We start from the raw sequence: 23,797 nt of genomic DNA, 5'->3' as shown, positions 1-23,797 counted from the left end.
CGCGCGTTGCGTGCGCGCAACAGCGCAAACGGATTCACGTCGCGCCGCTTGCCAATCCGGCGTCTTAACTTTCTTGATTCAAATTTGAGTAAGACCTGCGTGTGACCGTGCACCCATCAAAGGACACGGGGTGTACCATGCGTAACAAATTGATTGCCGCCTTCGCCTGCACGACCGCTCTGGTTTCGACCGGCGCCGCTTCAGCCGCCGATCTCGGTGCGCGCTACATGAAGGCGCCCGCCTATGCGGAGCCGCTGTTCAACTGGACCGGTTTCTATGTCGGCGGCCACATCGGTGGCGCATGGACCAACGAGCAGTTCATCAACAACGGGACCGGCGCGCCGTTCGGCGATCTCGTTCCGGGCCAGGGCTATCGCCAGCGTGGCGCCGGCATCATGGGCGGTGCTCAGATCGGCTACAACTGGCAGGCCAACAACTACGTGTTCGGCATGGAAGGCACGATCTCCGGCCTCGACAACAAGGGTACGGTCGTCAACACCGCCTTCGGCGCCGCTGACGACATCTTCACCTGGCGCGCCAACGTGCTAGCGACCGTCGTCGGCCGCGCCGGCTTCGCCGTGCAGAACAATTTGTTCTACATCAAGGGCGGCTATGCCGGCGTGAACAACCGTCTCAACGTCAGCGACACCGTTGCGCCCTCGACGGGCTCGGGCGGTCAGACCCACTGGGCCAACGGCTGGACCGTCGGCGCCGGCTGGGAATACGGCATCACCCGCAACTGGATCGTCGGCCTCGAATACAACTACGCGGCCTTCGGCAGCCAGACCTATCAGCTCGGCGGCACCTCGGGTAACTACACCTTCGATGCCAAGCCGCGCGACATCCAGTGGGCCGTCGTGCGCGCGAGCTACAAGTTCGACGCACCGGTCATCGCGCGCTACTGAGCACGTCAACAAACGACCGAAGCTAAAAAAGTACTGCCAACAACTGAAAGCCCCGGCTCCGTCCGGGGCTTTTTTCTGCCGATTCGCGCGTCGTTGTCGCCACGGGCGGGACGGCGCAGCGGATGGTCATCTCCGGAAACTGACCGTGACGGTGCATAAGGGTGCAGTAGGTAAATAGCACTTGCCTATTTCTGCCCCCACGGACTCCGCGACGTATCGTTTCAGTCATGTCGTTGATGCGGTGCGCGTCGGCGTGAACTACCGCTTCAGTCCCTCGGCCGTCGTCGCAAGGTACTGATCTCTCCGAACGTGAGAGCTTTCAAAGCCCCGGCATCTGCCGGGGCTTTTTCGTCGACCGCGGGGCAAGCTTACGCCATCACGGAGAATCCACCGTCGACGGGGATCGCAGTGCCCGTGACGAAGTTCGAGGCGGGCGAGGCGAGGAACACGGCGATGCCGGCGAAGTCGTCGATATCGCCCCAGCGTCCCGCGGGCGTGCGCGCCAGCACGCGCTCATGCAGTCCCGAGACCTGCTGCCGCGCGCCGCGGGTGAGGTCGGTGTCGATCCAGCCCGGCAGGATGGCGTTGACCTGGATGTTGTCGGGCGCCCACGCATTGGCGCACGCGCGCGTGTACTGCACGATGCCGCCCTTGCTTGCCGCATAGGCGGTGGCGAAGCTCGCGCCGAAGATCGACATCATCGAGCCGATATTGATCACCTTGCCGTTGCCCGACGCCTTCAGCGCCGGATAGGCCAGCTTCGAGCACACGAAAGCGCTGGTGAGGTTGGTGTCGATCACCTTGTTCCACTCGTCGAGCTCGAGCTCGTGCGGCGGCTTGCGGATGCTCATGCCGGCATTGTTGATGAGGATGTCGATCCGGCCGAGCTCCTTGACGACGCGGTCGATCATGGCCGCGACCGCCGCCTTGTCGGTGACGTCGGTGGTGACGGCAATCGCCTTCACGCCGCGCTCTCTGAGATCGGCAACGGCAGCGGCCGACTTGGTTTCGTTACGTGCGACCACGGCGATATCGGCGCCGGCATCGGCGAGTCCGTGGGCGAGGCCAAGACCGATGCCGCCATTGCCCCCTGTGACGATCGCGACTTTGCCGCGGAGATCGAACCGGTTGGATGTCATATTTGTATTCCCTGGTTTCTTCTATTGGTTGCTCTGCCAGATCAGGACCAGTCCGAAGCCGGCCATGGCTGCGCCATAGCCGGCCCATTGCAACTGGTTGACCATGAAGCTCGACCGCGGCCAGGCGACGGTGCCCGTTCCCTGTCCGATCCAGAGCAGCCCGACGGCGAGGGCAAACAGGCCTGCGATCAGCAGAAATCTGCGCATGCATTCCTCCCCGTTGGTTTGCTTCTGTCGTGGCCTACGGCATCAACGATCGCCGCTTGTCACGAAAACTTCCCGCCAGACTAGCCGTAGCTTCGGTTTGGATACAATGGCTGCGGATGCAGGGCCGCTGGGAGGATCCATGTCCGTGCGGAAGATGATCCTTGGTAGCACCCTTGGCATCGCGGCTGCGGCCGCACTGGTGGCGGCCTATGCCGTCATTCCACGGCGTGCGGATCTGCGGGCGTTCGATCCGGCCGAGATGGCGCGGCTCGAGACCGCGATGTGGCGCGACTATTACGACAAGCGCTATGCCGCGCTGTTCCACCATCTCTACGAATCGACGCGGACGCAGTTCGGCTTTTCACCGCTAGGAAGCTTGCAGATCGCGCTCGGCGCCGCCGGGGCCGCCAGGACGTTCCAGCCGACGCGATCACGCCGGGAGGCCGATGCGGCCCTGCCAGCGCTCGTTGGATACTACCGGGATTTTGCATCGGCCGCGCCAGTGTCGTCCGACGCGCACGAGGCCGCCCGTCTCGAGCTTGACTGGTGGCAGGCGCGGCGCGAGGCGGTGGACCCGCGCGACTAGGGCCTCACCATCGCACGCGTGGTGGCGCTGACCCTACGGCAAGAGCGCGGACGATTCCGGCATCAGGCAGTTCGGCATCGCGCGGGCGGACGCCATGGCGTTTCGCGAAGCGCGGAGCGAGGCGATCACCGAGGCCGACTGGGCGGGGATCGAACCGGCTTGGAGAGACGTACCGGTCTCTGGCCGCGAGCGTCGGCCGCTGACAATTCGGCAACGAAAAAGCCCCGAACGATGCCGGGGCTTTGACGTCCGATATCCAGACTGGATCGGGACTTGTCTCAGGAGTGGGGCCGTTTCAGTTGAAGCGGTAGACCAGCGACGTGCTGATGGTCTGGACCCAGGGCTTGAAGGTAATTGCGGTGCCCGTCAGACCCACCGCCGGCGCGCCGAAGTCATTGCCCGGAGCAAACGTCGTGGGCCGGGAAATGCGGTCATAGTACGCTGAGCGGTATTCGGTTTTCATGAACCAGCCGGGCGCAGCAATTCCGAAAATGTCGAGGTTGTTCTCGACGCCACCGCCAACGAAAAAGCCATCGCGGTGGAAGGAGCCTGTGGTCGTCTGCGTCGCGGTACTGGCGCCCGGTCCCACACCCAGAAACGTCTGAGACGTGCCCGACCATTCCGAACCCGAGTAACCGGCGTTGACGTAGGACAGGACATTGGGCGCAACGAGATAGCCTAGCCGCGCGCCGGCCGTGTAGCTGGTGCGAAGCTTTTGGCGGCCTTCCGTCTGCCAGAAGGCGGGGTCGGTCAGCGAGCCACTGATGTCACCGAACTGTCCGTCGGCGAACACGCCGGCCACCCAACGGCCGTTGAATTGCCAATCGTAACCGGCGCCGACGGTTCCAAACCAGCCGCTGCCACCCAGGCGCGTATCGCGGGTTATAGCGGTGCCCGCAGGTGCGAAGGCACCGAACCCTCCGGCAACACCGGTGCTCTGAACGTTGCTGTCAGCGGACCACAGACCGCCGCCGCCGCCGCCGAAGATGTAGAAGCCGGTCCAGCTTTGGACTGGCGCCTGAGCCTTCACATAAGGGCGGGCCCCAAGATCAGCCGCCGCGGCCGAACCGGTCATCGCCGCCATTGCCGTCAGAGCGAGCAAAAACGTCTTCATGATAAAATCCCAACCTTGGTCTGTTCGGCGCGAGCGCGCTGAACTTCGAGTCATCGGATGACCAAGCTATAGGCGGTTCCAGCCAAAAAGCTGTTGCCGGTCAGGTACATATGAATCGGGAACGCAGAGCTTCAGGCGACGCCTCCGGACTGGCACGACCTGCTGGGGGCACCGTGCACCGGAGCTCTCGATGTATCGAGCCTTGAACTCCGCAAAACAGAAGCCGCAACGAAAAAGCCCCGGACAATGCCGGGGCTTTGACGTCTGAATTTCAGATCAGATCAGTACTTCGCGACGACCGGACCGGTCCAGTTGAAGCGGTAGACCAGCGAGGTCGAGATCGTCTGGTTCCAGCTGTTGGCGCGGATGCTCTGGCCGACCGGGAGATTGCTGACGTCGAACAGCTCGTCCTGGGTCTTGGCGTTGTAGAAGGCCGAACGATACTCGGTCTTCATGAACCAGCCGGGCGAGCTGATGCCGAAGAAGTTCAGGCTGTTCTCGACGCCGCCACCGATGAACCAGCCGTTGCGGTTGTAGCTGTTGAGGTGGGCACCGACCGGGACGCCAGCGAGGTCAGTGAAGTTGGTCTGGCCGAAGTGGGCGCCCGAGTAACCGCCGTTGACGTAGGTGAGAACGTTCGGAGCGGCCAGCCAGCCGAGGCGCACACCAGCGGCCCAGGAGGTTTCCAGCTTCTGGTTGCCCGTGATATTGTTGCCCGGATCCTGGATGGTGGCGCGGATGCTGCCGAACTGACCGTCAGCGAACACACCGGCGACCCAGGTGCCGCTGAACTGCCAGTCGTAACCGGCGCCCACGGTGCCGAACCAGCCCGAGCCACCCTGGCGCTGGGTGATCGTCAGCGGGGTGCCGCTGACAGTGTCGACAATCGATTGATCGGCATTCGAGAGGCCGCCACCGCCACCGCCGAAGATGTAGAAGCCGGTCCAATTGGCGACGGGCGCCGGCATCGGAGCCTTCACGTAGGGACGGGCGGCCAGGTCGGCCGCCGACGCCGAACCGGTCATCGCGGCAACCGCGGTCAGTGCGAGCAAAATCTTCTTCATGTTAAAATCCCCAAGCTTTGGTCTGTCCGGCAGGCGCGAGCGCACTGAAGTCCGAGTGATCTGATGCCCGGACTATAGCCGCTTTCCACCGAAATGCTGTTGCCGGACAGGCACAGTCGCCGGGAAACGCCGCTCGGCGAGGATTCCGGGCGTGATCGCCGAAATCAAAAATAGCGCTATTATTACAATATGTTGCGCCATTTTCCGAAGATCGAATTTCGGTAACTTCTCGTTAGTAAATCCGGCTCTGTCCGAAATGGTAGCAATCCTGCCTCAGCCTTGGCGCCGGTGAGTCGTTGGCCGAGTCGTTCCGCCCCAAGATGAGTCGGGTAGCGGACGCGGTCTGGTCGGGCGCCTCCGCGAGCAGCCGCAAACAAAAAAGCCCCGGCCGAGGCCGGGACTTTGTGCGTGACGTCGGAAGACTGCCTCAGACGTCCAGCAGCTCCTCGCTCGCAAACTCCGCCTTGTCCGAGATGAACGCGAAGCGCGCCTCGGCCTTGGTGCCCATCAGGCGCTCCACCGAATCCGCCGTGGTGTCGCGGTCGTCGGCGAGCAGCACCACCTTGAGCAGCGTCCGCTTGCGCGGATCCATGGTGGTTTCCTTGAGCTGCGCCGGCATCATCTCACCAAGGCCTTTGAAGCGGTTTACCTCGACCTTGGCGTTGGCGTTGAACTCGCTCTTGAGCAGCGTCTCCTTGTGCTTGTCGTCGCGTGCGTAGACGGACTTCGAGCCATGGGTCAGCTTGTAGAGCGGCGGCACCGCGAGGAAGAGGTGGCCCTCGTCGATCAGCCGCGGCATCTGCCGGTAGAAGAAGGTGATCAGGAGCGAGGCGATGTGGGCGCCGTCGACGTCGGCGTCGGTCATGATGATGATGCGCTGATAGCGCAGATCCTCTTCGCGATATTGCAAAAGCTGGCCGCAGCCGATCGCCTGCACGAGGTCGGAGAGCTGCGTGTTCGCCGTCAGCTTGTCCTTGCCGGCCGAGGCGACGTTGAGGATCTTGCCGCGCAGCGGCAGCACCGCTTGCGTCTTGCGATCACGGGCCTGCTTGGCGCTGCCGCCTGCCGAGTCACCCTCGACGATGAAGAGCTCGGAGCCGTCGGTGCCGGCATCGGTGCAGTCGGCGAGCTTGCCGGGCAGGCGCAGCTTCTTGCCGGCGGTCTTGCGTGCCGTTTCCTTTTCCTGGCGACGGCGCAGCCGCTCCTCGGCCCGATCGATCACGAAGTCGAGCAGCCGGTTGGCCATGTTCGGATTGCCCGACAGCCAGTGGTCGAACGGATCCTTCATCGCCTGTTCGACGATGCGCTGTGCTTCGGCGGTGGCGAGACGATCCTTGGTCTGGCCCTGGAATTCAGGCTCGCGCACGAACACCGACAGCATCACGGCCGCGCCCACCATCACGTCTTCCGACGTAATGGATGACGCGCGCTTGCCCTGACCGACGCGCTCGGCGTGATCCTTCAGGCCGCGCAGCAGCGCGCTGCGCAGGCCGGATTCGTGCGTGCCGCCATCGGGCGTCGGCACGGTGTTGGTGTAGGACGACAGGAAGCCGTCGGCATCCGCGGTCCAGGCGACAGCCCATTCGCAGGCGCCATGCGCGCCGTTGCGGCCCGATTTGCCCGAGAAGATGTCGGGATGCACCAAGGTGTCGGCGTGGATCGCAGCGGCGAGGTAATCCTTGAGGCCGCCGGGGAAGTGGAAGGTCGCTTCCGCCGGCACATCCTCGACGCCCTTCAAGAGCTCGGGTGCGCAATTCCAGCGGATCTCGACGCCGCCGAACAGATAGGCCTTCGAGCGCGTCATCTTGAACAGGCGCTGCGGCTTGAATGCGGCCTTGGCGCCGAAGATGTCGGTGTCGGGCTTGAAGCGCACGCGGGTGCCGCGGCGGTTGTTGATCTTGCCGAGATCCTCGAGCTTGCCCTTCGGGTGCCCGCGCTCGAACGTCATGCGGTAGAGCTTCTGGCTGCGCGCGACCTCGACCTCAAGCAGCGAGGAGAGGGCGTTCACCACGGAGATGCCGACACCGTGCAGACCGCCGGAAGTCTCGTAGACCTTGGAGTCGAACTTGCCGCCCGAATGCAGCGTGCACATGATGACTTCGAGCGCCGACTTCTTCGGAAACTTCGGATGCGGATCGATCGGGATGCCGCGGCCGTTGTCGGTGACGGTCAGGAACCCGTCGGCGCTGAGCTCGACTCCGATGAAGGTCGCGTGCCCGGCCAGCGCCTCGTCCATCGAGTTGTCGATGACTTCGGCGAAGAGGTGATGCAGCGCCTTCTCATCGGTGCCGCCGATATACATGCCGGGCCGGCGGCGCACCGGTTCCAGGCCTTCGAGCACCTCGATATCGGCCGCAGTGTAGTCGGCTTCGCCGCCGGTTCCGCGCGAAGCCGCCTTGGCGGGCGCACGCGACTTCGGCTCATCGCCGCCGAAAAAATCGTCTTTTGCTTTTGGCTTCAACTGCTTGGACATATATTTTGATGCACTTTGATGGCCGCGATGGCGGCGAATCGGTTGGGCCGACTATGCCACGGCTGGCCTGCAAAGGTCACCGCAGGTCCGCCCGGCGGGTGTGGGTGGGAGCCAATCCCGGCGATTTTACGCCGCAGGCCCCACCAATTCCCGGCAATTTGACACCTGGGCCCGGCTCAGGCCCGGCTTTGTGACTTGATGTCACACAAGTCCTTGGCTTACCAGTCCTTTTATCTGACAGGACCGTGACGGGGCGGGAAGGCAATCTGGAATGGAGCAGTACGCGCACGCGCTGGCCGATTTCGTGCGCGCTCACCAGGCCTGGGCGGCCCCGATCGTGTTCCTGCTCGCCTTCGGGGAGTCGCTGGCCTTCATCTCGCTGCTGATCCCGGCCTGGGGAGCGCTGGTTGCGATCGGCGCGCTGATCGGCGCGAGCGGCATCAGCTTCTATCCGGTCTGGATCGCCGGCGGCATCGGTGCTGCGCTCGGCGACTGGGTCTCCTACTGGTTCGGCTATCGCTACAAAGAGCAGGTCGCGCAGATGTGGCCGCTCTCGCGCTATCCGGAACTGCTGCCCAGGGGCGAAGCCTTCGTGCGGAGCTGGGGCGTGCCCAGCATCTTCATCGGCCGCTTCTTCGGCCCCTTGCGCGCCTCGGTGCCGCTCGCAGCTGGCATTTTCGAGATGCCGTATTGGAGTTTTCAGGCCGCCAATTTCATCTCGGCGCTGGTCTGGTCCGCGGCGCTGCTGCTGTTCGGTGACGTGATCGCGAAGATCATGGAATGGATCTGGCGCGTGATCTGACCGGGCAGCTCGGCCGCCCGGTCAGCGGATACGGCAGAGCCTAAAGCGAGGCGTTCCAGATCGACGGAATCCAGCGATAGCCCGAACCATCCTTCTCCTTCTCGACGCGGACGAGACCGGGGAAGGCGGCATGGAAGGCCTGGATCGGCATCTTCTCGGCAATCGCCATGTCGTAGAGCTTCCGCCGCGTCTGTTGCGCCAGCGGCTTGTCGACGTCGGAGGCGATGTTCCATTCGGGGTGCTTCACGAACAGGAACGCTGCGCCCGCGGTGATGTCGACCTGCACAAGTACCTTTTCCGCTCCGGACGCGACGATGAAGGAGTTGTGTCCCGGCGTGTGGCCCGGGCTCGCCACCGAGGTGATGCCGGGCGCGACTTCCTTGCCGGACTCGTATTGCGTGACCTTGCGGCCGAGCGCATCGAACACGCGGCGGATATTCTTGAAGTTGCTCTCAAGGATCGGATTGCCGGTCCCCTTGCTCATCTCGCCGTCGTCCATCCAGAACTTCCATTCCACTGCCGGAACCATGATCTCGGCGTTGGGGAAGGCCGGCTTGTTCTCGGCCGCGAGCAGGCCGTTGATGTGATCGCCGTGGAAGTGCGAGATGATGACGGTGTCGACTGCCGCGCGGTCGATGCTGGCCGCCGCAAGGTTGTTGTGGAACTGGCCGACCTTGCCCTTGGTCTGCGTGAACTGGTCGGGCCCGAGACCGGTATCGATCACGACGAGCTTCGGCCCGGTGTTGACGACGACCGGATTGAAGGTGTGGGTGACCTTGTCGGTCGGCAGATGGTTCTCGGCGAAGATCTTGTTGATGTCGTCCTTGCTGGCGCCGGCCGCGTAATTGTCCGTCAGGTTCACGGTCGCGACGCCGTCGCAGACCACGGTGATCTGGTGGGTGCCGACATTGTAGCGGTAGAAGCTCGCATTCTGGGTCGCTGCCGGGGGCGCGGCGGCGCTCGCGGGCGAGGTCTTCACGAAGGGCAGGAGCGCCGAGGCGGCGGCGCCGGCTAGCGTTGCGCGACGGGTGATCTCGGTCATGGCGATGTCCTGGGGCTGGGTTGCGAACGAAAGGCGCGAACCGGCGGGGTTGTGGCGCCTTTCTTTCTCGGGAACCCCCAAACTTAGGAGAAATTCCGCTGCCACCCGATGACATCCGTGCGGCATCCTGCCATCGCGCCCCGTCGATTTGGACTTGACCCTGGAACCCTCTGGCCTTATAGCCGCGCGCCATGATCAACGCCGCGACCATCCTGTTCGCCCGTCGCCGCCGCCGCTCTTTAGCGGTTTGGGCGGTCGATCGCGTTTGAGATCATCGTCTTTGCCGCTGGATCCGATCCGCGGCATTCTCTCTCCTGTCAGCGCGATCTGATCCGGCGGCCCCCCGGAGGAGGCCCAGCAGGAGACCACGATGTACACGCCACCCTTTTTCAAGCAGGACCGCGCCGCAAGCCTGAAATTCGCCGAGGAGCGCGGCTTCGGCACGATGTGCGCCTTCGACGGCCACAAGCCGGTCGCCTCGCCACTGCCGTTCTACCTGACTTACGCCGCTGACGGCACGCCGCAGGCCGCCTTTCATGTCGCCCGTCACAATCCGCTGCTAAAGCTGGCGGATGGCGCGACCTCCTGGCTGCTCGCGGTCAACGGCCCCGATGCCTATGTATCGCCCGACTGGTACGTCTCGCCGGATCAGGTGCCGACCTGGCTCTACCAGTCGGTGCATCTGAGCGGGCCGGTGCGCCTCTTGTCGGACGATCAGCTGGCGGTGCAGATCGACACGCTGAGCGACAAGTTCGAGAGCTGGCTGTTGCCGAAAGCGCCGTGGACATCGGCGAAGATGACGGCAGGCCGGCTGGAAGCGTTGAAGAAGGGGATCGTGGGTCTGGTCATGACGGTTGAAGAAGTCGAAGGCAGCTTCAAGCTCAACCAGCACAAATCGGACGCGGACTACACCGCGATCGCCAACGCGCTCGGTGCGCAACCCGAAGCCGACGCCAGAGAGATTGCACAATTGATGCAGGACGTGAGGCCGGAGGCCTTCGCGAACGAAACCAACATGCTCGAAAGGAGCGCGCCATGAGCCTCACCGAAACCACCAAGGCCCCGACCACCGGCGCGGCCAAGAAGCCCGCCACCGTCTTCGTCGACGGCGGCTCCGGCACCACCGGGCTCGGCATCAACGAGCGGCTGAAGCTCCAGAGCGACGTCACGGTGAAGACGATCGCCGACGACAAGCGCAAGGACCCCGCGGCTAAGAAGGCGCTGATGGAGGAGGTGGATCTCGTCATCCTCTGCCTGCCTGACGATGCCGCGAAGGAAACAGTGGCGCTGGTCGACAGCATGAGCACCGCAGGGCCGAAGGTGCTTGACGCTTCCACCGCCTACCGGGTCGCGCCCGACTGGGCCTACGGCTTTCCGGAGCTGACGCCGGACCAGGCCGGCAAGATCAAGGCCGCGAAGAAGGTCTCCAATCCCGGCTGCTATCCGACCGGTGCGATCGCGCTGCTGCGGCCAATCGTCGATGCCGGTCTGTTGCCGCCCGATTATCCCGTCACCGTCAACGCGGTGAGCGGCTATTCCGGCGGCGGCAAGTCGATGATCGCGAGCTTCGAAGACGGCAGCGCGCCGTCCTTCGAGCTCTACGGCCTCGGCTTCGAGCACAAGCATCTGCCGGAGATGCAGCTCTATTCGAAACTGACGCGGCGGCCGATCTTCATTCCCTCGGTCGCCAACTACCGGCAGGGCATGCTGGTCTCGGTGCCGCTCCAGCTCGACGCGCTGCCGGGCAAGCCTGGCGGTGCGGACCTTCAGGCCGCGCTGGCCAAGCGTTACGCCGGCTCGAAATATGTCTCGGTGATGCCGCTCCAGAACGAGGCGACCAAGGGCGGCAAGCTCGAGCCGGAGGCGCTCAACGAGACCAACACGCTCGAGCTCCACGTCTTCGCCAGCGACAAATATCACCAGGCAGTGCTGGTCGCGCGGCTCGACAATCTCGGCAAGGGCGCCTCGGGTGCGGCCGTGCAGAACATGCGGCTGATGCTGGGGCTTGCCGACAATAGCTGATCGAACGTTGCTCGGGAGGCCAGCCCGGTGGACGAAGCGACGCTGCGACTTTCGACCCCGGCAAGACGATCAAATGACGCCTGAAAGGTACGCGTGATTAGCTCGAAGAAGATCGGCATTCTCGGCGCCTCCGGTTACACCGGGGCCGATGCGGTGCGCCTGTTGGCCCGGCATCCGAATGCCGAGATCGTCGCGCTCACCGCCAACACCCATGCCGGCAAGTCGATGGGCGACGTGTTTCCGCATTTTTTCATGCTGGACCTGCCGAAACTCGTGGAATGGGAAAAGGTCGACTGGAGCAAGCTCGATGCGGTGTTCTGCGGACTGCCGCACGGCACCACGCAGGAAATCATCGTCGCGGTCCTCAAGGCAAATCCCAAAATCAAGGTCCTCGACATGTCCGCCGATTTCAGGCTGCGGGACAAGAGCACCTATGCGCAATGGTACGGCCATGAGCACCGGGCGCTCGAACTGCAGGGCGAAGCGGTCTACGGTCTCACCGAATTCTATCGCGAGAAGATCACGTCGGCGCGGCTGGTCGCCTGTCCCGGCTGCTATCCCACGGCGGCGCTGCTCGCGCTGGTGCCGCTTGCGAAAGCCAAGCTGATCGACGTCGACGACATCGTCATCGACGCGAAATCGGGCGTCACCGGAGCCGGCCGCGGGCTGAAACAGAACACGTTGTTCAGCGAGGCGGGCGAGGGGCTGTCGCCCTATTCGGTCGGCACCCACCGGCACGCGCCCGAGATCGAGCAGGAGATCGGCGTCGCCGCCGGTTCCGCAGTGACGATCAACTTCACGCCGCATCTTATTCCGATGGCGCGCGGCGAACTCTGCACCTCCTACGTCAAGCTCAACGGCGCGACGCCGGACGATCTGCGAAGCGCGCTGGAGCAGGCTTATGCCAACGAGCCCTTCGTGCATGTCGCCAGGAAGGGCGTGCTGCCGCAGACCCAGAATGTGCGCGGCTCCAACTATGTGCAGATCGGCGTCGTCGCCGACCGCATCAAGAACCGGGCGATCGTGATTTCCACGCTCGACAATCTGGTGAAGGGTTCGGCCGGGCAGGCGATCCAGAACATGAACCTGATGTTCGGGCTGCCCGAGACGGCGGGGTTGGAGCAGATCGCGCTGTTTCCATGACACGAGGTACTGCGGTGGACGAAGCGACCTTGCAATTCTACCGGCAGAACGCCAAGGCCTATGCCGGCTGGGCGAAGGCCGCATCGACGCGGTTGCGGGGCTTTCTCGCCCTGCTGCCGCCGGGAGGCGCGATCCTCGAGCTCGGTTGCGGTGCCGGCAATCATTCCGCAGTGATGCTCGCCGAAGGTTTTTCAGTGCGTGCGACCGATGGCTCGCCCGAAATGGCCGAGATCGCCTCGCGCCGGCTTGGTCATCCCGTCGAGGCGATGCGGTTCGACCAGCTGGATGCGCACGAGGCCTATGACGGCGTCTGGGCGAGCGCCTGTCTGCTGCATGTGCCACGCGACGAACTCGCCGGCATCCTTGGAAAGATCCACCGTGCGCTCAAGCCATCAGGCGTGTTCTACGCCAGCTACAAGATGGTGAGGACGATGGCCGCGACAGCCTCGGGCGCTACTACAGCTGCGTCTCGCGGGAGTGGCTCGAGATGACTTACGCCAGCGCAGGTTCGTGGATCACGCTGTCGTCGGACACCAACGTGATCCAGAGTTTCGACGAGACGCCAGCCAACATGCTGAACCTCGTCGTACGCAGGGCCTGATCCCTAAGAGACCCGATTTCTAGAGCACCTTGAAGATCGCCAGTGCCAGCACGGCCTGGGCGAGGAAGCCGACGGTGAAGGCCAGCGTGCGGAATACCGGGATGCCGAGCGCGTAGACGATCAGATGTGCGACGCGCGACCAGAAATAGACCGCGCAGGCGAGCACGGTCCATTTCGAGGAATAGTCGATCGCGTTCAGGATCAGCACCAGCGGCGCGAAGAGCACGAGGTTCTCGACCGCGTTGTCATGCGCGAACATCAGGCGGTTCGCCCACTCAGCCTGCGGCTTGTCGGCGCGCGAGGGATTGGCCAAGGCGCCACTGAGCCCCCGAACCTGGCAGCGGTTGATGGTGTAGGGAATCCAGAGGATCCCGGTCAGGATCACCGTCAGTGTCAGCCAGAACAATTCGCGCGTCATAACCCGGTCCCCTCTGTCGTCGCTGTGTTGAACGCGAGATTATACAAGCGCGCAGGATTGCGCCATGCGCAAAGAAATCCCGCTAGGCGCGAACCCTGACATAGCTGCCGGGCGCGTCCTCGATCGCGGGCAGGGCCTCGCTGCCGACCACGCGCGCCGGGACTTCCTCGGGATCGAGCCCGCCCAGCCATTGCCGCCAGTCCGGCCACCACGAGCCCTTGTGCTCCACCGCGCCCTTCATCCACTCGGCGACGTTGACGTCCTTGACGTTGTCGTTGGTCCAGTACTGGTACTTGTTCGAGGCGGGCGGGTTGACCACGCCGGCGATGTGGCCCGAGCCGGACAGCACATATTTCACCGGGCCGCCGAAGAACTGCGAGCCGTACAGCACCGATTCCGCCGGCGCGATGTGGTCCTCGCGGGTGGCGAGGTTGTAGACGGGCACCTTGACCTTGGAGAGGTCGAGCAGCGTGTTGTCGAGCACCATCGTGCCGGTGGAGAGCCGGTTCTCCAGATAGCAGTTGCGCAGGTAGTAGGAATGGTTCGACGCGGTCATGCGCGTCGCATCCGAATTCCAGTGCAAGAGGTCGAACGCGCTCGGCTGCTGGCCCTTCAGATAGTTGCTGACGACATAGGACCAGATCAGATCGTTCGAGCGCAGCATGTTGAAGGCCATTGCCATCTTCGAGCCTTCGAGCACGCCGGCCGCCTTCATGTCCTGCTCGAGGGCCGCGATCTGGTCTTCGTCGACGAACACCAGGAGATCGCCGGCATGGGTGAAGTCGACCTGCGCCGCGAAGAACGTCGCCGACGCCACGCGCTGGCGGCGCTTCTCGGCGAGCCAGGCCAGCGTGGTCGCGAGCATGGTGCCGCCGACGCAATAGCCGGCGGTGTGCACCTTCAACTCGCCGGTGACCTTCTCGATCACGTCCATCGCCGTGAGCGGGCCTTCCTTCATGTAGTCTTCCCAGCTCTTGTTACCGAGCCGCTTGTCGGGATTGACCCATGAGATCACGAACACAGTGACGCCCTGGTCGACGCACCACTTGATGTAGGATTTCTCCGGCTTGAGATCGAGGATGTAGAACTTGTTGATCCAGGGCGGCACGATCAGGAGCGGCGTGCGCAGCACGTTCTCCGTGGTCGGCGAATACTGGATCAGCTGCATCATCTCGTTCTGGTAGATCACCTTGCCCGGTGTCGTCGCCATGTTGACGCCGACGACGAGATTGTCCGGATTGGACTGGCGGATCTTCAGCATGCCCTTGCCGGCCGCGATGTCCTCGGCCAGCATCTTCAGACCGCGGGCGAGGTTCTCGCCGCTGCTCGCCACCGTCTCGCGCAGCACTTCCGGATTGGTCAGCACGAAGTTGGACGGCGAGATCGCGTTGGTGATCTGCTGGATGTAGAACTCCGCCTTGCGGCGGGTCTGCGGATCGAGCCCGTCGGCGTCGCGCACCAGCTCCTGCGCCCATTTGGTCGTGAGCAGATAGAGCTGCATCATGAAATCGAAGAACTGGTTCGACTTCCATTCCGGATCGGCAAAGCGCTTGTCGCGCGGCGAGGGCGCGATCGCGGGCGGGGCGTCCTGGCCGGCCATGCGGCGCGCCGCCGAGCCCCAGAGGTCGAGATAATCCTTGGCGAGCTTGGTCTGCAGATCCGACGCGCGGGATGTGTCCGCCAGCCAGTATTCGGCGACCGACGTGAAGGCCTTGACCACTTCCGTCAGCTCGGCGGGCGGCCGATCCTGCACGTCGCCGCTCTCGCGTGGTTTCAGATACGCGGCGAGCGCCTTGCCGCCGCTCTCCATCGCCCGCGCGACATTCATCGCGAAGGCTTCCGCATCGAACTTCGTCTCGGGTTTGGGCGTGTCGGTCGTGGCGGTACTCATGAGCAGAACAGTAACGATTCATTCTGTATTCGTCACCGCGAAGCTCGCATGTTTGGCGTTAAACAAGCTCCAACATGTGCTGCACTGCGACAAAGCCCCTTGGTTTTGTCACAATCAGCGTGCACCTCTTCCGCAGTGGGCCTTGGAAGTATTCTCGCTCGTACCATTTGTGGGCAGCAATGGTTTGAGCTTGGGCAGGTTGTCGGGTTAAGTTCCGGCAGCCTTGCGTTGGGATGAGTAGGGGATTTCCCAAGTGTTGGCGTTGAGGGACCTGCAAAAGTCGCTGCCGATCTGTGGCGCGCTGCTGATGGCGGCGCTTGCCTTGGGCGGCTGCTCGAGTCAGCTGGCTGACTATACCCCTACTGATGCGCAGGCCCATCCCAGGGAGCCCGGCTCGTACCTTCCGGTGCACGATCTGCCACCGGATCGTGATCAGGCAATCATCCCGCCGGACCAGCGCGCCAAGATCGAAGCCGAGCTGGCCGCCGCGCGCGAGCGCCAATCCGTTGCCGCAAAAGACGCCAAGTAACGCGGCGTAATCGCTGGCGCCCCCGCCATGCCGTGCTAAAAGACCTCAGTTCAGCCGAGAGTCAGGGCGAACAACTTCAGCTCCTGCCGTCGAATATTGCTCTAAGCGTTTGATTTTGAGCGATTTTCGCGAGGGGGCGAGAGCTTTCCCGAGCGGCTGTCATGGCCGGTCGATTCTGTCCTGACCGGTTGCCCGGAGCCCAGAGAGCCATGGAAGAGTTTTACCGCATCCGCCGCCTTCCGCCTTACGTGTTCGAGCAGGTCAACCGGGCCAAGGCGGCCGCGCGGAATGCCGGCGCCGACATCATCGACCTCGGCATGGGCAATCCGGACCTGCCGGCGCCTGCACATGTGCTGGAGAAGCTGAAGGAGACGCTGGGCAAGCCGCGCACCGACCGCTACTCGGCTTCCCGCGGCATCCCCGGGCTGCGCCGGGCCCAGGCCGCCTATTACGCCCGCCGCTTCGGCGTGAAGCTCAACCCCGACACCCAGGTCGTCGCGACACTCGGTTCGAAGGAGGGCTTTGCCAATGTGGCGCAGGCGATCACCGCGCCCGGCGACGTCATCCTCTGCCCGAACCCGAGCTACCCGATTCACGCCTTCGGCTTCCTGATGGCGGGCGGCGTGATCCGCTCGGTGCCCTCGGAGCCGACGCCGCAATTCTTCGAGGCGGTGGAACGGGCGATCGTGCATTCGATCCCGAAGCCGCTCGCGCTCGTCGTCTGCTACCCCTCGAACCCGACCGCCTATGTCGCGAGCCTCGACTTCTACAAGGATCTCGTCGCGTTCGCGAAGAAGCACGAGATACTGATCCTGTCCGACCTCGCCTATGCCGAAGTCTATTTCGACGAGAACAACCCGCCGCCTTCGGTGCTCCAGGTGCCCGGTGCGATCGACGTCACCGTCGAGTTCACCTCGATGTCGAAGACCTATTCGATGGCCGGCTGGCGTATGGGTTTTGCTGTCGGCAACGACCGCGTGATCGCAGCACTCGCCCGCGTCAAATCCTACCTCGACTACGGCGCCTTCACGCCGGTGCAGGTCGCCGCGACCGCCGCGCTGAACGGCCCCGACGATTGCATCAAGGAGATGCGCGACACCTACCGCAAGCGCCGCGACGCGCTGGTGGAGTCATTCGGCCGCGCCGGCTGGGAGATCCCGCCACCGGAAGCCTCGATGTTCGCATGGGTGCCGCTGCCGGAGGCCTTCCGCAGCGTCGGCAGCATGCAGTTCGCAACCCTGATGGTGGAGAAATCCGGCGTCGCGGTCTCGCCCGGTGTCGGCTTCGGCGAGCACGGTGAAGGATATGTCCGCATCGCCATGGTGGAAAACGAGCAACGGATCAGACAAGCCGCGCGCGGCGTGCGCCGCTTCCTTGAAAGCGGCATCGAAACGTTGCACAACGTCGTTCCGCTCGCCAATCGGCGTTAAGTTTCTCTTCGGCAGGTTTTCTAAAGCATCATGGTTGCACCCCTGAAAGTGGGCATAGCGGGGCTCGGCACCGTGGGCGCCGAAGTTGTCCGTTTGATCGAGACCCAGGCCCGCGTGCTCGCGGGCCGCAGCGGCCGCGGCATTCGCGTCGTCGCCGTCACCGCGCGCTCGAAGGCGAAGAAGCGCGGCGTCGATCTGCGCGGCATCGAATGGGTCAGGGACCCCATGGCACTGGCCACGCATCCCGGCATCGACTGCTTCGTCGAGCTGATGGGCGGCGCCGGTGATCCCGCTCTCTCTGCGGTCGAAGCGGCACTGAATGCGGGCAAGTCGGTCGTCACCGCCAACAAGGCGCTGCTCGCCAAGCACGGCCTGAAGCTTGCCAAGGCCGCCGAAAAGCACGGCGGCGCGCTGAATTTCGAGGCAGCGGTCGGCGCCGCGATCCCTGTCATCAAAACGTTACGCGAAGGGCTTGCCGGAACCGGCGTCACCCGCGTCTACGGCATCCTCAACGGCACCTGCAATTACATCCTGACGCGGATGGAGCAGGAGGGACTGTCCTTCGCCGAATGCCTCAAGGATGCGCAGCGGCTCGGCTACGCCGAGGCCAATCCGTCCTTCGACGTCGATGGCCACGACACCGCGCAAAAACTTGCCATTCTCGCCAGCCTCGCTTTCGGCACGAAAGTTGCTCAAAGCGCGGTGTATGTCGAGGGTATCTCATCCATCGCGCCGGAAGATCTGCGCGCAGCCGACGATCTCGGTTACCGGCTCAAGTTGCTCGGCGTTGCCGTTCGCACCGCCAAGGGCATCGAGCAGCGCGTGCATCCGACCATGGTTCCAAAATCCTCCTCGATCGCGCAGGTGATGGGTGTCACCAATGCAGTCACGATCGATGGCGAGGGCATCCCTCCGATCACGCTGGTCGGCCCCGGTGCCGGCGGTGCTGCGACCGCATCCGCCGTCGTCGCCGACATCGCCGACGTTGCGCGCGGCATCCGCGCCAATCCGTTCGGCCGGCCGATCTCGCATCTGCGCGACACCAAGAAAGCGCCGATGGAGCGGCACGAGGGCGGCTACTATATCCGCCTGCTGGCGCGCGATTTCCCGGGCACTGCGGCCGCGATCGCGACCCGGCTCGCGGAGCAGAAGATTTCGATCGAGTCGATCGTGCAGCGTCATCCCAACGGCGGCGCTGCGCCGGCGAACGGCAAGGCGGTGCCCGTGCCCGTCATCCTGATCACCTATGCGACGCACGAGGACGCCGTGCGACGCGCGCTCGCGGCCGTGCAGAAGGACAAGGTGATCAGCGGACGGCCGCAGGTGATCCGGATCGAGAAGAACTGAGCATGACCCGGAAAAGTGTGAAGAGGTTTTCCGGCAAGGTCATGCTCAAACAATAGGACACGGTTCGAACGAACTGTGGGTGTTACGAGTTGATGCGGACGGAGATCTCCGTCCAAAACTGTTCCGAAGGAGTTAGCCGATGTCGACCCATATTTCAGTCCCGCCGCACGCGTTGCTCGAGCGCATCCTCACGCTGGAGATCGTGCGGGTGACGGAGCGGGCGGCGGTGTCTTCGGCGCGGCTGCGCGGGCACGGCAACGAGAAGGCGGCCGACCAGGCCGCGGTGGACGCCATGCGGCGCGAGCTCAACAAGCTGCCGATCGAGGGCACCATCGTGATCGGCGAGGGCGAGCGCGACGAGGCGCCGATGTTGTTCATCGGCGAGAAGGTTGGCATGAACGCCGGCCCGCAGGTCGACATCGCGGTCGACCCGCTCGAAGGCACCACGCTGTGCGCCAAGAACATGCCGGGCTCGATTGCCACCATGGCGATGGCCGACGGCGGCACGCTGCTGCACGCTCCTGACGTCTACATGGAGAAGCTCGCGATCGGTCCCGGCTACGACAAGGGTGTTGTCGAAATTGATGCCTCGCCCGCCGACAACGTCCGCCGCCTCGCCAAGGCCAAGGGTGTCCAGCCGGAAGGCATCACCGTTCTCGTGCTCGACCGCCCGCGCCATGCCAGCATCATCGAGAGCGTGCGCTCGACCGGCGCCGCCGTCCGCCTCATCACCGACGGCGACGTGGCCGGCGTGATCCACTGCGCCGACCCCGATAACACCGGCGTCGACATGTATCTCGGCACCGGCGGCGCGCCGGAAGGCGTGCTCGCGGCCGTGGCGCTGCGCTGCATCGGTGGCCAGATGCAGTGCCGCTTGATCCTGGATTCCGACGAGAAGCGCGAGCGCGCCGCCAAGATGGGCGTCAACGATCCCAAGATGATCTACGGCATCGAGGACATGGCGCGCGGCGACTGCCTGTTCGCCGCCACCGGCGTCACCACCGGCTCGCTGCTGTCTGGCGTCAAGTTCCGCAAGGACGGCGTGATCGAGACCGAGACAGTCGTGATGCGCTCCGTCACCGGCACCGTGCGTTACATCAAGGCCGAGCACCGGCAGTTGGAGAAGTTTTACCTGGGCTGACGCGCTTCGTCATTCCGGGGCGACGGGACCGCGCAAAGCGCGCGGCCCGGAGAAACCGGAATCTCGCGCCATAACTTCTGGATTCCGGGTTGGTGCTGACGCGCCCCCCGGAATGACAAGAACAACAAAAGAGGAAGCGCACATGTCCGATCTCTCCTCCGTCAAAGCCCTGGTCTTCGACGTGTTCGGCACCGTCGTGGACTGGCGCACCAGCCTGATCACCGACCTCACGTGGTGGGGCAAGGGCCGCGGCATCTCCGCCGACTGGACCGCTTTGGTCGACGGCTGGCGCGGCATGTACACGGCCGCCATGGATGACGTGCGCAAGCACCCCGAACGTGGCTATGTCATCCTCGACGTCCTGCACCGCCGCTCGCTGGACAAGCTGGTCGAGAAGTTCGCGATCAAGGGTTTGACCGAGGCCGACCTCGACTACATCACCAAGGGCTGGCACCGTCTGCATCCCTGGCCCGACAGTGTCGCGGGCCTCACACGGCTGAAGTCGAAATTCGTGATCTCGCCGCTGTCGAACGGCAATGTCGCGCTGCTCACCAACATGGCGAAGTTCGCAGGCCTGCCGTGGGACCTCATCATGTCGGCCGAGCTGTTCGAGCACTACAAGCCCGATCCCGAGACCTATCTCGGCGCCGCGCGCCTGCTCGGCCTCAAGCCGGAGCAGGTGATGATGGTCGCCGCCCACAACGGCGACCTCGCCGCCGCGCAGAAGAACGGGCTGAAGACCGCGTTCGTGGCGCGGCCAACCGAATACGGCCCGCTCCAGAAGGTCGATTTCGAGGCGACCGGCAATTGGGACATCGTCGCCAAGGATTTTGGCGGGGTCGCCGACAAGCTCGGCTGCTGAGCGGCACTGCTTCTGTTTGACATCCTTCAAGACAGCGCCTTTCATATCGACAATGTCGATGTGTGAGGTGCGCCCCTGGATACCGAGCTCGCGCGTACATTCCTGACCGTGGTCGCGACCGGCAATTTCATCACCGCCGCCGACCGGCTTCACGTCAGCCAGTCCACCGTCAGCACGCGGATCCACTCGCTCGAGGAGCTGCTCGGCTGCACGCTGTTCGTGCGCAACAAGGCAGGCGCGACGCTTACGGTGGCTGGGCGGCAATTTCAGCGCCACGCCTCGACGCTTGTTCGCACCGTCGAGCAGGCCCGCCACGATGTCGGCCTCCCCAAGGGCTTTAGCGGCGCGCTGGTGGTCGGCGGCCGCATCGGCCTGTGGGAGGAGTTCCTGCTGCTTTGGGTACCGCGCATGCAGGAGGCCAATCCTCAGATCTCCATCCGGGCCGAGAGTGCCCTTGAGCCCGAACTGATGCAGGGGCTGGTCGAGGGACGCATCGACATCGGCGTGATGTACACCCCGCAAAGCCGCCCCGGCCTCAAGGTCGAGTTGCTGATCGAGGAGCAGCTCGTGCTGGTGTCGACCAATCCCAGGAGCGATCCGGAGCCGCAGGATGGCTACGTCTATGTCGACTGGGGGCCCGAATTCTACGCCCGCCACAGCGCCGTCTTTCCCAATTTCGCGGGGCCTGCGCTGACCGCCAACATCGGCTGGCTCGGGCTGCAGCACGTTCTCGCCAACGGCGGCTCCGGCTATTTTGCGCACCGGATCGTCGAGCCGCTGCTGAAGGCGCGGCGGCTGCACCTGGTGGTGGGAGCGCCAAAATTCTCGATGCCGGCCTATGTCGTCTATTCGGTCGACCAGCCCGACGACCACGTGCAGAGCGCGATTGCGATCATGCGCGACCTCGCCGCCGAGCAGACCCGGCGCGTGACGGAAACGCCGGCGCGTGGCACGCGCAAGCGCCGCTGACGGCTCGTTCGACTGGATCTATCCGCGCCGGTGCAGGCGGGTCTCGGCGAGCGCCGTCACCGCGCCAAGTGCGAGCGTCGCGATGACGATGTCCGCAGTCGCGTCGAAGCCGACGGCGAGAACCGCGGCGGCGATCACCGCGGCCAGCACGGTGATGGCGAAGCCTTCGTCGGTTATCAACTGTCGCGCGCCGCGGAGAAGCGTTGCACGCATGTTCGTGGGACGCATCGCCGCCTACTGAAACAGCTTCATGGCGTTGAGCAGGGTCTGGATCACGCCCGCGAGCAGGGGGATGCCCGCAAAGCTCCAGGCCAGCGCCAATTGCAGCGGGGTGGTCTTTGCCGTCTGAGCGGTCTGCATGATGTCAGGCCCCCGAGGGATTGTTGCTCGCCGCGGCTGCGGCCGCGATCTCGGTGGCTCGATGCACCGGCCGCATCGCCGCCATCGTCCGGGATACCCGCCAGGCGATCCAGCTCAGCAGCGATTGGGAGAATGACGCTTCGCTCCGTGATGTCGTGGTCATGGTCGCCTCCTTGTGTTCGTCCGAACGTCAGGCAGCGCGCGCCGCCTCGAGTCCTGAACTGTCCTCGTCTTTCATGTGATGACGCTTGTCGACGGCACGGACGCAGAGATTGGCGAGGAAGCCGACCACGAGCAGTCCGGCCATGATGTACATGGTCGTGTTGTAAGCCTGGGCCTTCGGCACGCCGTGCGTGACGTTGTATTCGCGGATGTAGTTGATCAGCACAGGCCCGGCGATTCCGGCCATCGACCAGGCCGTCAACAGAATGCCGTGGATGGCGCCGACATAGCGCGTGCCGAACATGTCGCGCAGGTAGGCCGGAACGGTGGAAAAGCCGCCGCCATACATGCTGACGATGATCAGGAAGCACAGCACGAACAGCACGACATTGCCGCTCGCGCCGGCATAGGGCACGGTCACGTAGAGGGCGATTCCGAGCACCATGTAGACGAAATAGGTGCTCTTGCGTCCGATGAAGTCGGATAGCGAGGCCCAGCTGAAACGTCCGCCCATGTTGAACAGGCTCATCAGGCCGACGAGACCTGCGGCCGCGACCGCGGTGATATGGCCGGGGAACATCTCCTGGCTCATCGCTGAGGCCTGGCCGAGCACGCCGATGCCGGCGGTGGTGTTGCAGAACAGCACGATCCAGATCAGCCAGAACTGCGGCGTCTTGACCGCCTGGTAGACGAACACGTCGTTTCTGGTCATCAGCTTGGTGGCGGCCGCAGGCGGCACGTAACCCTCCGGCTTCCAGCCCTGCGCCGGCACGCGCACGATGGCGGAGCCGACCATCATGAAGACGAAGTAGACACAGCCGAGCGTGATGAAGGCGCCGAGCACGCCGACGTCGCTCGTGGTCGCAAACTTGCTCATCAGCCATACGGAGAGGGGGGAAGCGATCAGCGCGCCGCCGCCAAAGCCCATGATCGCCATGCCGGTGGCCATCCCCGGCCGGTCGGGAAACCACTTCATGAGCGTCGAAACCGGGGAGATGTAGCCGATGCCGAGCGCGCAGCCGCCGATCACGCCGTAGCCGAGATAGATGATCCAGAGATTGTGGAGATAGACGCCGAGGGCCGAGATCAGGAATGCGCTCGCCCAGGCAACGCCGGCAGTGAACATCGCCTTGCGCGGGCCGCCTTCCTCGACCCAGCGTCCGAACACTGCGGCCGACAGTCCGAGGAAAACCATCGCGATGGAGAAAATCCAGCCGAGCTCGGTGAGCTTCCAGTCGCCGGATGCCGATTGGGTGACGCCGAGCAGCTTGGTCATCGGCAGGTTGAAGACGCTGAAGGCGTAGGCCTGCCCGATGCACAGATGCACGCAGAGCGCGGCGGGCGGCACCATCCATCGGCTGTAGCCCGGCCTTGCGATCGTGTGCTCGCGATCAAGGAAGGGCAGCAGCGAACGTGCAGGCATTCCCGATGCGTCGAGCGTCGTCGTCATCCAATCCTCCGGTGCCTCGCTGTTCTCGGGGGCGGCCTTTACGGGCAGCCGGGCGATGGCGCGGATCAGGCTACGCAGAAGGAGGATTTTGACAAACGAATAATATGCGCTGTTACAATCTGATTAGTCGATATTAGAAA

Annotated in this window: 24 protein-coding genes and 1 pseudogene; 13 read left to right on the top strand and 12 right to left on the bottom strand. The window is 64.1% G+C overall.

Annotated elements, in window-relative coordinates:
- The first annotated feature begins 137 nt into the window (after nt 1-137).
- Nucleotides 138-905 carry an outer membrane protein gene (locus tag ABIB99_RS32750; protein ID WP_071914298.1) on the top strand — a complete coding sequence of 256 codons (768 nt, stop codon included), beginning with the start codon at nt 138-140 and terminating at the stop codon, nt 903-905.
- A gap of 368 nt (nt 906-1,273) precedes the next feature.
- On the opposite strand, the gene ABIB99_RS32745 is transcribed toward ABIB99_RS32750, so the two are convergent.
- Both ABIB99_RS32745 and ABIB99_RS32740 read right to left on the bottom strand, forming a co-directional pair.
- Nucleotides 1,274-2,044 (bottom strand): SDR family NAD(P)-dependent oxidoreductase, encoded by a 771-nt coding sequence (locus ABIB99_RS32745; RefSeq protein WP_063983511.1) that lies wholly within the window; start codon nt 2,042-2,044, stop codon nt 1,274-1,276.
- Between the two features lie 21 nt (nt 2,045-2,065).
- Nucleotides 2,066-2,251, bottom strand: a complete 186-nt coding sequence (locus tag ABIB99_RS32740; RefSeq protein ID WP_007609848.1) for a hypothetical protein — start codon at nt 2,249-2,251, stop codon at nt 2,066-2,068.
- A gap of 139 nt (nt 2,252-2,390) precedes the next feature.
- On the opposite strand from ABIB99_RS32740, the gene ABIB99_RS32735 reads away from it, so the two are divergent.
- Nucleotides 2,391-2,837, top strand: a complete 447-nt coding sequence (locus tag ABIB99_RS32735; protein ID WP_354179489.1) for a hypothetical protein — start codon at nt 2,391-2,393, stop codon at nt 2,835-2,837.
- A gap of 295 nt (nt 2,838-3,132) precedes the next feature.
- Here the strand turns inward: ABIB99_RS32735 and ABIB99_RS32730 are convergent, their stop codons facing one another.
- The 3 genes from ABIB99_RS32730 to parE all read right to left on the bottom strand — a co-directional run bounded on the left by ABIB99_RS32730 (nt 3,133) and on the right by parE (nt 7,488).
- Entirely contained in the window at nt 3,133-3,951 is an 819-nt protein-coding gene (locus ABIB99_RS32730; RefSeq protein ID WP_354179487.1) for an outer membrane protein, read from the bottom strand.
- Nucleotides 3,952-4,232: 281 nt separating this feature from the next.
- Nucleotides 4,233-5,015 carry an outer membrane protein gene (locus tag ABIB99_RS32725; RefSeq protein WP_028161268.1) on the bottom strand — a complete coding sequence of 261 codons (783 nt, stop codon included), beginning with the start codon at nt 5,013-5,015 and terminating at the stop codon, nt 4,233-4,235.
- A 427-nt stretch (nt 5,016-5,442) separates the two neighbouring features.
- Entirely contained in the window at nt 5,443-7,488 is a 2,046-nt protein-coding gene (parE, locus tag ABIB99_RS32720) for a DNA topoisomerase IV subunit B (protein WP_354179485.1), read from the bottom strand.
- Nucleotides 7,489-7,759: 271 nt separating this feature from the next.
- Here parE and ABIB99_RS32715 point away from each other — a divergent pair, with 271 nt between their 5' ends.
- Nucleotides 7,760-8,290 carry a DedA family protein gene (locus tag ABIB99_RS32715; protein ID WP_063983507.1) on the top strand — a complete coding sequence of 177 codons (531 nt, stop codon included), beginning with the start codon at nt 7,760-7,762 and terminating at the stop codon, nt 8,288-8,290.
- A 40-nt stretch (nt 8,291-8,330) separates the two neighbouring features.
- Here the strand turns inward: ABIB99_RS32715 and ABIB99_RS32710 are convergent, their stop codons facing one another.
- Nucleotides 8,331-9,332, bottom strand: a complete 1,002-nt coding sequence (locus ABIB99_RS32710; RefSeq protein ID WP_354179482.1) for an MBL fold metallo-hydrolase — start codon at nt 9,330-9,332, stop codon at nt 8,331-8,333.
- Between the two features lie 370 nt (nt 9,333-9,702).
- Between ABIB99_RS32710 and ABIB99_RS32705 the strand changes: the two genes are divergently transcribed.
- The 4 genes and pseudogenes from ABIB99_RS32705 (at nt 9,703) to ABIB99_RS32690 (ending at nt 13,098) form a co-directional block, all read left to right on the top strand.
- A complete protein-coding gene (locus ABIB99_RS32705; RefSeq protein ID WP_208086635.1) occupies nt 9,703-10,371 on the top strand; it encodes an FMN-binding negative transcriptional regulator in 669 nt (222 codons plus the stop codon).
- Nucleotides 10,368-11,354 carry an N-acetyl-gamma-glutamyl-phosphate reductase gene (gene argC, locus ABIB99_RS32700; protein ID WP_354179480.1) on the top strand — a complete coding sequence of 329 codons (987 nt, stop codon included), beginning with the start codon at nt 10,368-10,370 and terminating at the stop codon, nt 11,352-11,354. Before ABIB99_RS32705 ends, argC (ABIB99_RS32700) begins: the two co-directional genes overlap by 4 nt.
- A gap of 96 nt (nt 11,355-11,450) precedes the next feature.
- Nucleotides 11,451-12,497, top strand: a complete 1,047-nt coding sequence (argC, locus tag ABIB99_RS32695; protein WP_354179678.1) for an N-acetyl-gamma-glutamyl-phosphate reductase — start codon at nt 11,451-11,453, stop codon at nt 12,495-12,497.
- 14 nt (nt 12,498-12,511) lie between these two features.
- Nucleotides 12,512-13,098: pseudogene (locus tag ABIB99_RS32690) on the top strand (class I SAM-dependent methyltransferase).
- Nucleotides 13,099-13,117: 19 nt separating this feature from the next.
- Here ABIB99_RS32690 and ABIB99_RS32685 read toward each other — a convergent pair.
- Both ABIB99_RS32685 and ABIB99_RS32680 read right to left on the bottom strand, forming a co-directional pair.
- Nucleotides 13,118-13,516, bottom strand: a complete 399-nt coding sequence (locus tag ABIB99_RS32685) for an MAPEG family protein (protein WP_063983501.1) — start codon at nt 13,514-13,516, stop codon at nt 13,118-13,120.
- 82 nt (nt 13,517-13,598) lie between these two features.
- Entirely contained in the window at nt 13,599-15,407 is a 1,809-nt protein-coding gene (locus tag ABIB99_RS32680) for a PHA/PHB synthase family protein (protein WP_354179478.1), read from the bottom strand.
- A gap of 253 nt (nt 15,408-15,660) precedes the next feature.
- Here ABIB99_RS32680 and ABIB99_RS32675 point away from each other — a divergent pair, with 253 nt between their 5' ends.
- The 6 genes from ABIB99_RS32675 to ABIB99_RS32650 all read left to right on the top strand — a co-directional run bounded on the left by ABIB99_RS32675 (nt 15,661) and on the right by ABIB99_RS32650 (nt 21,685).
- A complete protein-coding gene (locus ABIB99_RS32675) occupies nt 15,661-15,936 on the top strand; it encodes a hypothetical protein (RefSeq protein ID WP_135213523.1) in 276 nt (91 codons plus the stop codon).
- Between the two features lie 209 nt (nt 15,937-16,145).
- On the top strand, nt 16,146-17,366 hold the full coding sequence (locus ABIB99_RS32670; RefSeq protein WP_014495524.1) for an LL-diaminopimelate aminotransferase: 1,221 nt from the start codon (nt 16,146-16,148) through the stop codon (nt 17,364-17,366).
- 30 nt (nt 17,367-17,396) lie between these two features.
- Nucleotides 17,397-18,713 carry a homoserine dehydrogenase gene (locus tag ABIB99_RS32665; RefSeq protein ID WP_085401211.1) on the top strand — a complete coding sequence of 439 codons (1,317 nt, stop codon included), beginning with the start codon at nt 17,397-17,399 and terminating at the stop codon, nt 18,711-18,713.
- Between the two features lie 139 nt (nt 18,714-18,852).
- Nucleotides 18,853-19,854, top strand: a complete 1,002-nt coding sequence (glpX, locus tag ABIB99_RS32660) for a class II fructose-bisphosphatase (RefSeq protein ID WP_063983497.1) — start codon at nt 18,853-18,855, stop codon at nt 19,852-19,854.
- 142 nt (nt 19,855-19,996) lie between these two features.
- A complete protein-coding gene (locus tag ABIB99_RS32655; protein WP_135213525.1) occupies nt 19,997-20,716 on the top strand; it encodes a haloacid dehalogenase type II in 720 nt (239 codons plus the stop codon).
- Nucleotides 20,717-20,791: 75 nt separating this feature from the next.
- A complete protein-coding gene (locus ABIB99_RS32650; protein ID WP_354179676.1) occupies nt 20,792-21,685 on the top strand; it encodes a LysR family transcriptional regulator in 894 nt (297 codons plus the stop codon).
- A gap of 18 nt (nt 21,686-21,703) precedes the next feature.
- Here the strand turns inward: ABIB99_RS32650 and ABIB99_RS32645 are convergent, their stop codons facing one another.
- The 4 genes from ABIB99_RS32645 to ABIB99_RS32630 are packed head-to-tail and all read right to left on the bottom strand — an operon-like array spanning nt 21,704 to nt 23,657.
- Entirely contained in the window at nt 21,704-21,898 is a 195-nt protein-coding gene (locus tag ABIB99_RS32645; RefSeq protein WP_354179474.1) for a hypothetical protein, read from the bottom strand.
- A gap of 21 nt (nt 21,899-21,919) precedes the next feature.
- A complete protein-coding gene (locus ABIB99_RS32640; RefSeq protein ID WP_014495518.1) occupies nt 21,920-22,045 on the bottom strand; it encodes an MFS transporter small subunit in 126 nt (41 codons plus the stop codon).
- Nucleotides 22,046-22,049: 4 nt separating this feature from the next.
- Nucleotides 22,050-22,208: a hypothetical protein gene (locus ABIB99_RS32635; RefSeq protein ID WP_157790313.1), complete on the bottom strand. Its 159-nt coding sequence runs from the start codon at nt 22,206-22,208 to the stop codon at nt 22,050-22,052.
- 27 nt (nt 22,209-22,235) lie between these two features.
- Nucleotides 22,236-23,657 carry an L-lactate MFS transporter gene (locus ABIB99_RS32630; protein WP_354179471.1) on the bottom strand — a complete coding sequence of 474 codons (1,422 nt, stop codon included), beginning with the start codon at nt 23,655-23,657 and terminating at the stop codon, nt 22,236-22,238.
- Nucleotides 23,658-23,797: the final 140 nt, after the last annotated feature.

Origin of the sequence: Bradyrhizobium sp. LA6.1 (assembly GCF_040547805.1) — a bacterium.
In the GTDB taxonomy this organism is placed as follows: Bacteria; Pseudomonadota; Alphaproteobacteria; order Rhizobiales; family Xanthobacteraceae; genus Bradyrhizobium; species Bradyrhizobium barranii.
The sequence above is the reverse complement of the archived record's forward strand: the minus strand, read 5'-3'. Positions and strand labels throughout refer to the sequence as shown.